Origin of the sequence: Mucilaginibacter lacusdianchii, from assembly GCF_009770985.1 — a bacterium.
GTDB lineage: Bacteria > Bacteroidota > Bacteroidia > Sphingobacteriales > Sphingobacteriaceae > Mucilaginibacter > Mucilaginibacter lacusdianchii.
The window spans coordinates 745,921-759,826 of record NZ_WSRW01000002.1 but is presented as its reverse complement, the minus strand read 5'-3'; the positions used below and the strand labels follow the sequence as shown (position 1 = coordinate 759,826).

Sequence of the window (13,906 nt, the reverse complement as noted above, 5' to 3'; positions counted from 1 at the left end):
GAAAAAGCAAAGAGCAGCGCAGAGGCCCGCTATCGCGCCCGGGCCAGCGGCTGCCTGCGGTGTTGGGTAGGGATCGCGAGAGCTAGGCCTTTTTGGATACTTTTGTGGCTATGACAAAAGTATCTAGCCCCTGCGGCAATGAGCAGACGAAGTAAGTAAATTGCTACGAAAGGAAGTTAAACTAACAGCACAAACTCTAACATAGAAACTCCAAGATTGCTTCGAGGGCCATCACGCCAACTAGTCTCGCAATTACGTGAGTATTGTTCTACTTATTCTCTTTATTCAAAACCCTAAACCTCACCCTAACCGTATTCCCTTCACTATCAACCAGCGTCAACACATGCTCACCAGCAGGCGGGCTGATAGCTAACTGATGAAAATCATGTGTTTCGCCAACATACTGATCGTCAAGATGCCAGAAAATTTTGGCGCCCGGCTGTGAATGGGCCGCGTTGCAAATCATTTTGCCACGGGTACCGTCGGCTTCGATCGGTATGTATACCTTAGCTTCACTTTTGGGATAAATAAGTTCCATAGGCTGGGCCTTGTCGGCAACGGCACAGTCACTGCGAAAAGGGGGGAGGGTATGGTATTGGTAATTTTTAGTTTTATAATAGTACTCTATAGACGGCGGCAGCACAAACCATTTTTGATTCACAATACGGTCGGCCGATTCGCAATCGGCACTTACCTGCCAGCGGCGACTTGCATCCAGGTGAACCAGCTGGTGATAGGGGCAAACCGGTGATTTGAGTCCGGGTGCCGGTACCCAGGTATCGTCAGGATGTTCACAATACTCGCCGGCGCGATAGCCGCTTTCGCGGCATACTTTAATTTTTACCAGTGCCTTGGCAGGTTCCGCAAACCATTCGCGGGTAACAGGCAGCAGCCGGAAAATTTCGAACATGGCAGGGGCAGCTGTATTAATGCCCGTTAAATCCGGTCGCCCCTCGCCGGTAGTGTTGCCTACCCAAACGCCTACTACATATTTGGGGGTAATGCCAATGGCCCAACCATCCCTAAAGCCAAAACTGGTACCGGTTTTCCAAGCCACGCGTTGGGTTGACCCAAATTGCTGCCAAAGCATCTCTTCGCCGGGGCGCATTACTTCTTGCATGGCTTGCAGAGTATAGTAAATGGAGCCGGCATCCAGCAAGCCAAACTTTTCTGATTGATATTTTTGATTTGCTACTGGTTGGTAAACTGGTGCGTGATAATCTGAAGCAGTATAAAACCCGTTACGTTGGTTGTAATGATTAAGCACTCTTGCCATACTGGCGTAAGCACCTGTAAGTTCCCAGAGCGTGTTTTCGCTCCCACCCAAAATAAGCGACAAGCCGTAATGATCGGCTGGTTGATTTAATGTGGTGATGCCTGCTTTTTTAAGTACATCATAAAAACGTTCGTACTTATACTTTTGCAGCATCTTAACCGCAGGTACATTAAGGGAACGGGCCAACGCCCGCGAGGCGGGTACAGCACCGTCATAACCTAAATCATAATTTTCAGGGTGATAGCCTGCAATTTGGGTCGGAATATCAGCTATAAGGCTGTTAGGCAAAATGAATCCATCATGCAGCATAGAAGCATACAATAATGGCTTTAATGTACTACCCGGACTGCGTGGCGCATTTACCACATCTACATGACTTTCCAACTGGGCTTGCTCCGGATGATATATGTTTCCGGCGTAAGCCAATGCAGCCCCGGTTTCTACATCCAGTACTACAGCGGCGATGTTGTTAACTTGATTAGCTCTCAGGATGCGATGATGCCTTTCCAGAATATCACTTACTTGCTGCTGTAGCTCAGCTTTTAAAGTGGTTTTAAGACGTAAGCCTGTCTGGCCCTTGCCTTGATGCTCGGCCTTGAACCGTTCCAGAAGGTGAGGTGCCAGTTGGGGAAGGGGTAAGGGCTTATCGGGCATTGGTTCCAATTTGGCCAAGTTAGCCGTACTTTGGTCAATCACTTTTTGCAGGCAGAGTTTATCCAGCAACTGGTTGCGCTTCCTTAATAGAGTGGTTCGATTCTTACCAGGATGCACCAAAGCTGGCGAGTTAGGCAATACGGCCATGGCCGCCATTTCGCCCCAGGACAGTTGGGCTGGACTGCGCCCGTAGTACCGCCATGATGCCGCATTTAAACCAATCACATTGCCGCCAAACGGTGCGTTGCTGGTATATAAAGCCAATATTTCGGACTTGCTGTAAGTTAGTTCAAGCCGCAAGGCCATGATCATTTCCAGCAGTTTGTTCCAAATATTGCGGTTGTGACGAGTAGCCATCCGTATTACCTGCATGGTAAGGGTACTGCCACCACTGGTAACGTGCCCCTTTTTTAGGTTTTGCCGAACAGCCCTGCCAAACGCTAGCGGGTCGATACCCCAGTGGTATTCAAAACGCTTGTCTTCAAAGGCAATAATACACTGTTTGAACTTTTCGGGCACTGTTTCATCATATGGAAAACGCCACTGACCATCAGCAGCAATGGCTGCGCCCAGCAGTTGGCCTTGATCATCGTCAATTACGTATGATGTCGGCCTGTTAAACAACGGTTTAGGCAGGCAAAACCAAAAAGCCAGCAGGCCCGCTAGTAGCAGGCCTGCCGAGATTAATATTTTAGGTTTTCGGAATAAATGTCTCAAATTACGAACTACTTACACTTTCCAAATCACTTCACTACTTCAACCCACTGGCCTTTTTGCAGCGCATTGATAGATGCATCATACATCGCCTCACAATAAGTTGCCGGTAAGTAGTAGCGCCCAGTATAGGCTGCATTTAACATCACATAATACGTGGCTTGCTGGTGTTCCGTAATACTAAAATAAGTATTCACCCTGTCGTCACGAATGTCGCGGTAATCAGACGGTGAAGATTTAAACACTTCGTCATTATTCAGCATACGGGTGTTCAATATCTCCCATCCCGACGGGAATATTTGTGTAAGCGCCATGTTATCATACCTGCCGCGCTGACCGGGGTTTTTAAGTGTTACCTGTGCCACAAAATCCGTTCCCTGTTTCAGTGTAGACGGGTCAATTGGCTTGCCGCCTAAAGTGTAATACTTAACTTCCATCTGCAATACATCAGGATTAATTCTTGATGCCGTATCCTGTCCGGCTGCAGGCTGCCCTTGCTGAATTAAGCGGATATATAATACGTTTTTACCCTGGTTACGCAATATAGCTTTGCCGCCGTTGCCCGCCATGGCCGATTGCCACAGGTATGAGCCCGAATTAATAGCGGTTTTGCCATTCAAATTAAATTGCAATTTGCTGCCCGCCTTGTTCTCGCCGCAATACTGAGCGATGGCAAGCAGCGAGTAGGCGGTAGTCTGTGTACTGTACCAGCTATCCTGCGATAACCGCGCTGCTACTAACCGGACCATGTTCGCCGCTTTTTGCCGTTGGCCTAAAAGGGTGAGCGTTTCCAGTATCATGGCTTCATCCCGCAGGTCTGATCCATAAGTATACATCAACTGCTTGTATGGTTTGATGGTGGTAGGTAAACCTGCTACCATTCGGTTACCCACTTCGGGCTGGCCAGCCAGCTTGTAGGCTGCAGCCAAGCGCCAGCGGGCTTCTACACTCAGGTATTTAAATTCTTTCAGGCGGTTCATCGCACCTAATTCGGGTGTCCGTGCTAAGGCCAGGAGGTAAAGCCGATAGGCCTGTATCAGGTCGGCACCATAAAAGCTATGCGAATCGGGTGCCCAGGTGAGTGCCTTTTGTTTCTGATATTTCTTCCATTGCTCTACAAAACCTACCGGTAAATTATAGCCTTTTGCCTGTGCAGCCAGCATAAAGTGGCCGGCATAATTGGTTCCCCACTCATCGGCCTCACCGTCGCCAGGCCAGTAGCTCAGACCGCCGTTAGGCACCTGAAAGCCATTCAAACGGTTTATGGTTGACTTAATATTCCGGTCAACTTCGGATTTTTGCTGAGGCGATAAATCCATTAATTGGCTTAGATACAACTGCGGGAAAGCCGATGATGTGGTTTGCTCCACACAACCATGCGGGTATTGTACCAGGTAGCTTAACCGCTTTGACAGATTGAGCGCCGGTATGGCCGATACTTCGAGCGTAGCCTTGTTTGTGCCATTCATGCCGATAGCGGTATAGGCAGCGCTCCATGTTTCGCCGGGTTTCAATTCTTTTTCAATGATGCGGGTAACTGGCGGGTTAGGGTTGCGTACATTCAGGGTAACATCATAAGCTGCTGTTTCACTACCGCTTTGCGCAATTACCCTTACTTTGCCTATGCCGACGAATTCTTTAACATCCAGATCAAACGTCACCAGTTGGTCGCCCGGTTTGGCAAATGCTACCGTTTTTTGGTAACTGCTGCCCGGATTGCTGAAGGCGTTGGATTGTACGCGCACGGTTACGTTTTTAATGTTATTCTCCATAGCAAATACCGTAACCGGCAACTGCACCTTTTCGGACGGGCCCAGTACGCGCGGCAGGGTTGCCAGTATCATTAAAGGTTTTTTAACGGCTACTGCCTTTTCGGCAAAGCCATAACCGCCGGCATGGCCGGCAATCACCATAGCCCGCACCGAGCCAATGTATTGCGGCAATTTAAACTGGTGGGTTTGCTTGTCGCCTTTACCTAAATGGAAAGGACCTAAAAACTTCACTACCGGTTTAAAGCGGTTTACCGATACGTTTTTGTTATTACTGGCCGTACCATCGCCGCCAATGCTTAGGATGCGTTCCAAGCCGCCACCGTAGGCGCCGATTACATAGTCGAACAAATCCCATGTTTTTACACCCAAGGCTTCTTTGGCATAAAAGGCAGCATGTGGGTTGGGCGTTTTGAAGTTGGTCAGATCAAGCAGGCCTTCGTCAACCAAAGCAACGGTATAAGTCATTTCCTTGCCCGATGCTTCAGAAACGGTAATGGCTGACTGGCTTTCGGGTCTGATTTTGTCCGGCATAGTGATAACCGGTTTTAGTATAGTGGCCGGGTCTTCTACATCAATAGGTATGGCACCGTACATACGTATGGGCAAGTCATTAACAGTTTGCGAATGGCGTTGTAATAAGGTGACATTTGCAAAAATATTAGGCGCCATGCCTTCTTCTATTTTAAAACGATAACGGGTTTGGCCTTTTTCGGTATTGATCCAGTCGGTTTTAATAACACGGCTACCGTTTTCAATACTGATAAGCGCCCGACCGTTGGCGCCTGTAGGGATAGTAAGGGTCGCTTCTTCACCTACGTTGTACTTGCTTTTATCGGATGTGAACGACAGCATGGCGGCCTCGGTTGGGTTGCTTTGCTGCAAGCGTTCCGACCAGTTGGGCCAGTCTAAATAAACGGTTTTACCGGTTGAGTGCCCTGTTTGTGCGTCTTTAACGCGGATAAGGTAGCGGCCCCATGCGTCCGAATCTACATTCAGGTTCCATTTGCCGCGGCCGTTGGTTAGCCTTACGCTTTCTGTTTTAACCAGTTTATTATACTGGTCTTGGGTGAAATTACTAAGCTCATCACCGGTTTCGTCCCACCACCAGCGCCATTGCAGTTTGTATAATTCAACTTGCACATCACGCACGCCACCTAATAATTGGCCTTGAGCGTTTACATCGGCAATGTCAATTACGTGGTTGGTACCCGTTGTCAGCATATCATTTACAGCACTGCCTTTTGGCGTTTTGATGCCTACATACCCGTTGTATAAGTTGTAAGGCAGCGTAACCTGCTGTATGCTAAAGTTACCGCCGGGTTCAAATACTTTTACCACAAAATTGGCCCGCAGCTGGCCGGGAGCCTGTTTTTCAATGTTAATGTCGGCGTTAACCGGCGCGTTGCCATTTTCATCCAACTTGCCGTCAAAAACCGTTTGCGTTTCGGTACTGAAGGCAAGTGTCGGATCGTCAAACTCGTAATCCTCAAAATGTTTAAAGGCAGTTTTTTGTGCCGATACAAATGCATCTACTTTAGCTTTCAGGTTTTGGGCAATGCCGCCGAATAGCCAGCGGGCATTTAAGTTACCCTGCGTACTGCTGCCTTTAACCAACTGCTGCTGCCCACCGAAAGACAGATCGAGCTTGAGGCGGTTAGGCATGATGGTTTCTACCTTGATGTTCTTTTCGAACAAGGCGCCACCCACTTTGACCTTGGCGGTCCAGTTGCCGGTAGGGGAGGAAGTTGCCGTAGCGGTATGGAAACTGTAAAAGCCATCAACAGAGCTTGTTCTGGTTATGCGTTTGTACAACTGCCCTAGCGGGTTGTACAGCTCAAATTCCACCGGATGATCTGGCGGTAAGGTTTTCTGTTTATCTTCCAGAATAAAGGATACAAATATGGAATCGCCGGGGCGCCATACGCCGCGTTCGCCGTATAAGAAGCCTTTTAAACCCTGCTGCACTTGTTCTCCGCCTACATTAAAACGCGAAAGAGGCAAGCTGCTGCCATCGTCCAACTTCAGGTAGCCGCGTTCATCGCCATTTTTGGCCACCAATAAATAAGGCTTGCGTTTCAGGTCAAACTTAGCCAAGCCATCGCCGTCGGATGTGGTTTTAAAAATCACTTGTTTTTGATAATCCAAAAACTCCAGCGTTACATTAGGCATCGGCTGAGCATCCAAAATATTGGTAACAGCTATCAGCATGCTGTTATCGGTACCACGCTTTGCTATAAGCCCAATGTTTGAGGCAATGATATTCCGTGTGGCCCAACGCTGCTTGTTGTAGTACGATTGGCTGCAAGGGTCATTACGCTCATCCCAATTATAACCTTCGGGGTAATAGTTATCATAACGCTGCCAAAAATCGTCGTCTTCATCATGCACATCGCCGCCGCCGCTGCTCGAGTAATCGCCGTCTCCTTCATCATCTTCATTTGCCTGGCTGGCTGCTTTGCCTGCATTACAATTGTATACCGAGTATTCTTTACGGAAACCTATAATTACCCGGTATATAGCACCTGGTTCGGTACGCATCAGGTGGTCAATATCCAACATGAAGCGGTTTTTCTTGTTCAGATTTAAACCTTGGTCAGCATCCAAGCGGATGGTTTTTTCGATAACCGGTTTGCCTACCTGCCGTAGTTCCTGTGCACCTTCAAAACCGTTACTTTGAAAGTATTGCGGTACATTGTTTTCGTAAATTTTTATAATGCTTACGTCAACTGCTTTCAAGTTCACGGCCTCAAACGGCATCATGAGTCTGCCGGAGTCTGGCAGAATAACACCTTTGCCCGGAATTTCAACCGATGGTTGCCTGTTTTCAAAAAATACGTTGCCAGTAAAAGCCTTGGTAATCTTTTTATGCGTAATATCTTCTATACCTTCATTTACAAAGGCCGTGTAGTTACCTTCCAAACGCTCGGGCGCATAAACTTTAATGGTGCTACCGTCGATAGTATAGGCAGGATCAGCCTGGTTGCTGATACCGGTTAATCCGTTTAACTCCTGACCCACCATAATGGGGTTGGATAACTGCACCAACACGTACTGTTCCTGGTCTTGCACGGCGCGTATACCCAGCACCTTAAAATCGCCAACGGCTGGGATTTCTATATCGGTGCTGTTAATTTTATCTGAAATATTCAGCGGCTTGCCATCATATGCAACTTGCAGAGTAGCGCCTGCACCATTGGGGCGTTTTATATTGTTGATGGTGAACTCGTGTGTGCGTGTCAGATCATTGTGCTGCCAGGTGATAGGGGTGGCTGACGGGTATTTCACCGAAATCAGCTTTTCAATTTTTGCTTCATCTTCGCCGTCTGCCGTTTGAATGACGCCTGTAAACTTCATCTTGTCTAAAGATGTATTCGTGGCAGATTGTAAACCGTTATAGGTTACTATAAAATCGGGACGTAGGGTTTCAAAGCTGAATTTGAAATGTTCAAAATCGCTTGGTACGTCGGTAATCTCGTCCAAATCAAAATCTACGTCATATGCTTTTTCGGGCTCTAGTTCCTGGTCGGGCTTAAACTCGATGGTTTGGGCATCTACCCAATAAGCTTTGCCTTTTATCGACGGCGAGAAATCGAACAACCCATCTTTCACCGGTTCGTTTTTAGCATGACTGGTTTGTACCTGATTGGCCAGTTTTATACGAATGCTACTATGCCGTGAAATAATACCGGCTGTGTAAGATTCGATGTACTTACTGAATTCTGGATTTACCGTGTTTTTGTGTTTGTTCCTAAAAATTAAAAAAAGGCTAAATGCTATAGCAAGGATAGCCAAAGCAATAACCGCTGCACGTTTGGCAAGCGGCGACAAGGAAAAGGTAGGGCTCATATTGATGAGTAATAAATATGGCGAAAGTTAAATAGTGGTTATTGAGATTACAATAGGTGAATTAGAAAATAAATGAAAGCAATAACATTTCCTTGTCAGTAAGCGTAAAATAAATCCAACGTATTATACTTTTTTAGCATACCATATCGTATAAATGATGTGTTAAAAAAAAACGGGTTAATTCGGGATGATTATGCTGTGTAACGAGACCTGATATGTACTGCAAATAGACTTTAATCTATTAAATGAACACTAAAAAGGCCTTAAATTTTTAGGATGCTATTTAAAACTAAAATACTGTAGGTCAGTTTTTTAATTTTAAATAATGTGATTATTTTTTAAATTTTTACTAAAGAAGAAGCAGTTCGTGTTTTTGTGAATTTACTTTGTATCATCCTTTAAAGGCTAAACATTATTTATTGGTTCCAAAATTATTTGAACCGATTGTAAAGCCAGACAGGATACCAATTAAACCAATTATAATAAAAGGATATTTAAACGGATCAAACGCCAATCCTATAAAGCTGGATTGAGTGAGATTTTATCGTTGACTATTAATTACCACATAAGGTAAAGACTATACTGACCAGATGAGAAGATTTGTACTTTGTTTAATTTGTTCATTTACAATTGCCCAGGTATGGGCTGCCGAAATTACCCGCGTTGAGCCGGCTAACTGGTGGGTGGGTATGAAAAATACCACCTTGCAAATAATGGTATACGGCAAAAATATTGGCCAAACCCAACCTTCATTTAGCTATCCGGGCGTTACCGTTAAAGAGATTGCGCATACCGATAATCCGAACTATCTTTTTATTTATTTAAATATTGCACCTGCCGCTAAACCAGGCACAATTAAGTTTTTGTTTAAGCAAGGTCAGCAAAAGCTTTCTTATAACTATCCGTTACTGGCCCGTACCAGTAAAGACGGTGCTGCCGGTTTTAGCCAGGCTGATGTAATGTATCTGATTACGCCCGACCGTTTTGCTAACGGCGATGCCAGCAATGATGCTTTAGAGGACGTACAAGTAAACCGTCAGGATCCAAACGCCCGTCATGGTGGTGATTTGGCTGGTATCGAGAAGCATCTCGATTATATTAAAAATATGGGTTTTACAACCGTTTGGTTAAACCCCGTTCAGGAAAACCGCATGCCGGGTGGCTCTTACCACGGTTACGCTATTACCGATTTTTATAATATCGACCCTCGTTTTGGCACCAATCAGCAGTTCAAAAGTTTAACTGCCAATATGCACCGTAAGGGCATGAAGGTAGTAATGGATATGATATTTAATCATTGCGGCAGTTCGCACTTTTGGATGAACGATTTGCCGGCAAAAGACTGGATTAATAACAATACCGGTAACTACGTGCAAACCAACCATGCCAAGTACACCTTAATGGACCCGCATGCGGCGCCTATTGATAAAGATATTTTAATTAACGGCTGGTTTGTAAAATCAATGCCCGATTTGAACCAGCGTAACCGTCATCTGGCTACATATTTAATTCAAAATAGTATCTGGTGGATCGAGTATTCCCGTATTGATGGTATCCGTCAGGATACTTATCCATATCCTGATTATGATTTTATGGCCCGCTGGTGTAAAGAGGTACAGGCCGAGTATCCGCAATTTAATATTGTTGGCGAATCGTGGTATGGCCGTTCATCTGCATCAGCATGGTGGCAAAAAGGTTCGGCTTTAAATAAAACCGGCAATACATACCTGAAAACGGTGATGGATTTTCCATTAACTTTTATTGCTTCTACTGCTTTTGATTATACCAAAAATGATGAAACAGGCGAGGGTAGCCCGCTATTTCGCATATACGAAGAAATAGCGCAGGACTTCATGTTTGCCGATCAAAGCAACATCTTAACCTTTTTGGATAACCACGATCTGGACCGCTTTGCCCGTGCCGATGACCCGGATCTGCGCCGTTACAAACAGGCGTTAGCATTTTTGCTGACTACTCGCGGCATTCCGCAAATTTACTACGGTACCGAGATTTTGATGGACGGTAAAAAAGCCAAAAGCGATGGCTATGTGCGTACCGATTATCCGGGTGGCTGGGCTGGCGACCAAACCGATGCTTTTACAACCGCCGGCAGAACCGCTAAGCAAAACGAAGCTTGGGATTACATGCAAAAACTTTTGCAATGGCGTAAAAGCAATGCCGCTGTTACCCAAGGTAAACTGACTCACTATGTAGTAGACGGCAGTGGCGTATATGTATACGCCCGCATTAAGGATGGTAAAACCGTAGTGGTAATGCTGAATGGTACTAATACCGACCGTAGTGTGCAAATGAATCGCTTTATAGATGTAACCAAAGGCTTTACCCAAGGCCGTGATGTGATTACTGGTCAGCAGATGTCAATTACACAAAATTTGACTGTGCCTGCCAAAGGCGAATACATACTAGAATTAACCAAATAAATCAAAATATGAACAAAATTTTACAACCCTTCAAGAACTTCCTTACCTGAATCCCAACCAATCACACAACATGGGGATAGGCTTGCCTGTCCGTTAATTTTTTTATCCAATTATTTCATAATTCATTTAAGCTTTTACAGCACAAACTAAGTTGTATGAGGAAAAACTATTTCAAAAATTTTGCGCTTGTTTGCGTATTGTTCTTACTGAGCAGTATGGCTTATGCCCAAACAGGCAGCATCACCGGTAAAGTGCTCGACGAAAAAGGCGAGACCTTACCAGGTGTAAGTGTAAGCATTGTAGGTACTACGCAGGGTGGCACTTCAGATGTAAACGGCGTGTATCGCATTAATAATGTAAGGCTAGGAACATATACTGTATCCGCAGCATTTGTTGGGTATACTGCTTTAAAAAAATCAGTTACAGTTACTACGGGCGCAACAGTATCTACCAATTTTCAACTAACGCCCGAAAGCAAAGCACTAAATGAAGTGGTTGTTATTGGTTATGGTACTCAAACCCGTAAAGATGTAACTGGTGCTGTAACAACAGTTACCAGTCGCGACTTTCAAAAAGGTGTAATTACTACGCCAGAGCAATTAATTGCTGGTAAAGCCGCCGGTGTTTCGGTTACATCTAACGGCGGTGCACCAGGTTCTGGTAGTACTATCCGTATTCGTGGCGGTGCATCATTAAATGCATCAAACAACCCATTAATTGTAGTAGATGGTGTGCCTTTGAGTGATAACAGCATCTCAGGTTCTCCAAATCCATTGAGCTTAATTAACCCTAACGATATTGAGTCTTTCTCGGTATTAAAGGATGCATCTGCTGCAGCTATTTACGGTTCTCGTGCATCAAATGGTGTAGTTTTAATTACTACCAAAAAAGGTCAGAGCGGAGCACCTCAAATCAACTTTAGTACACAATTTTCGCTGTCAAAAATCAGCAAAAAGGCTGATGTGCTTACTGCCGATGAGTTTCGGAATTATGTGAACACCTACGGTAATGCTACTCAAAAAGCGTTATTAGGTACAGCCAATACCGATTGGCAGAACGAAATTTACCAAACCGCTAAAACTACTGATAACAACCTTAGCGTATCTGGTACTGCAGGTAAAGTATTACCGTATCGTGTATCGGCTGGTTACTTAGATCAGGAAGGTATTTTGAAAACCGGTGAACTTAAACGTACCAGCTTAGCGGTAAATTTAAGTCCTACTTTGTTGAAGGATCACCTGAAAGTTAATCTAAATTTGAAAGGTGCCGAAAGCAGAAACCGTTTTGCAGACCAAGGTGCTATTAGCAGCGCTGTATTGTTTGACCCTACCAAACCTGTTTATTCAGGCAATAATAATTTTGGCGGTTACTACGAATGGCTAGACCCAAGTGCAACTACTGGTTTAAAACAGCAAGTGCCACGTAACCCACTTGGCTTGTTGGATCAGCGTTTTGACAAAAGCACAGTATATCGCAGCATTGGTAACTTACAGTTAGACTATAAAGTTCACTTTTTGCCTGATTTGCATGTTAACTTGAACTTAGGTTATGACGTATCAAAAGGCACCGGAACTATATTTGTGCCTGATTACGCCGCATCAAACTTTTTAAGAGGTAATGGTAACACGGTAGGTGGTATCAATAACCAGTACAAACAAACCCAAACTAACAGAACTATTGAGGCTTACTTGAGCTATAATAAAGATATCAAATCAATTGATAGCAAAATTGAAGCTGTAGCTGGTTATGCGTTTTATGATTATAAAACAACTGATTACACTTTTGCTGATTACTCGGCGGGGGGCGTGCTGATCACAAATACATCCGTATCTCAGTTTCCATATAATAGTCCGCAAAACCGTTTGCTGTCTTACTACGGCCGTTTAAATTATTCATTCAAAGACAAATATTTATTAACTGCTACTGTACGTACAGACGGTTCATCAAGGTTTAATCCTAACACCCGCTTTGCAACATTCCCATCAGCAGCATTAGCGTGGAGAGTTAAAGAAGAAAGCTTCCTGAAAAACGTAAGCTTTTTGTCTGACTTGAAATTACGTGCCGGTTACGGTATAACTGGTCAGCAAGAAGGTTTAGGTAATTACGACTATCTGTCTTTCTACAGCCAAAGTACTAATACAGCGCAATATCAGTTCGGTGACACTTACTATACCATGTACCGTCCGGGCGCGCTGGATCCAGGCCGTAAATGGGAGCAAACCGCTACTACCAACATCGGTATCGATTATGGTTTCCTGAATGGTCGTATCAGCGGTACTATCGAGTACTACTATAAAAAAACCAAAGATTTGTTAAGCTTAGTTAACCAGCCTGCAGGTACCAACTTTAGTAACCGTATTGTTGCCAATGTTGGTGATATGGAAAACCACGGTGTGGAGTTTAGTATTAATGCACAGCCGGTACGTACTAAAGACTTAACCTGGAACTTAGGCTTTAACGTAACGTACAACCAGAACAAAATCACCAATCTTACAATTTCTGCCGATCCGAACTTTGCCGGTAACCAAACAGGTGATATTGCCGGAGGTACTGGTAATACCATCCAAATCAATTCTGTTGGTTATCCACGCGGATCGTTCTATGTATTGCAACAAGTTTATGATGGTAACGGTAAGCCAATTGAAGGCGCTTTTGTTGACAGAAATAGAGATGGCTTAATTAACGAGCAGGATTTATACCGTTACAAGCAAGCTGACCCGAAAGCTTACTTAGGTTTAAGCAGCAGCGTAAATTACAAAAACTGGAGTGCTGCATTTACAGCAAGGGCTAACCTGGGTAACTACGTATATAACAACGTCATTTCAAATACTGCAACACAACGCAATATTTTGAATCCGATTGGAAACCTGAATAATGGCTCGGCCGATGTATTATATACTGGCTTTACCGGTAACGTGTTGTCAGATAAATATTTCTTATCTGATTATTATGTAGAGAATGCTTCGTTCCTGCGCATGGATAACATCAACATCGGTTACACTTTCGGCAACTTGTTTAAACAAAAAGCTACACTGCGCATCAGCGGTAACGTGCAAAATGTATTTACAATTACTAAATACAAAGGCATCGATCCCGAAATCAACAACGGTATAGACAATAACTTCTATCCACGTCCGCGCACTTATGTATTAGGTTTAAACCTTAATTTCTAACATCTGATTGCTTATCTGATACAAGATTAA

At 44.5% G+C, this 13,906-nt stretch carries 4 protein-coding genes; 2 read left to right on the top strand and 2 right to left on the bottom strand.

Annotated features, from left to right (window positions below; genetic code table 11):
* Positions 1-268: 268 nt before the first annotated feature.
* Complete coding sequence (gene pbpC / locus GPM24_RS10275; protein WP_158826667.1) at positions 269-2,647, bottom strand: penicillin-binding protein 1C; 2,379 nt, start codon at positions 2,645-2,647, stop codon at positions 269-271.
* 26 nt (positions 2,648-2,673) lie between these two features.
* Positions 2,674-8,262, bottom strand: a complete 5,589-nt coding sequence (locus GPM24_RS10270) for an alpha-2-macroglobulin family protein (RefSeq protein ID WP_158826666.1) — start codon at positions 8,260-8,262, stop codon at positions 2,674-2,676.
* 590 nt (positions 8,263-8,852) lie between these two features.
* Here GPM24_RS10270 and GPM24_RS10265 point away from each other — a divergent pair.
* Entirely contained in the window at positions 8,853-10,703 is a 1,851-nt protein-coding gene (locus GPM24_RS10265) for a glycoside hydrolase family 13 protein (protein ID WP_158826665.1), read from the top strand.
* 155 nt (positions 10,704-10,858) lie between these two features.
* Positions 10,859-13,876 (top strand): SusC/RagA family TonB-linked outer membrane protein, encoded by a 3,018-nt coding sequence (locus GPM24_RS10260; RefSeq protein ID WP_158826664.1) that lies wholly within the window; start codon positions 10,859-10,861, stop codon positions 13,874-13,876.
* The last annotated feature ends 30 nt before the right edge of the window (positions 13,877-13,906 follow it).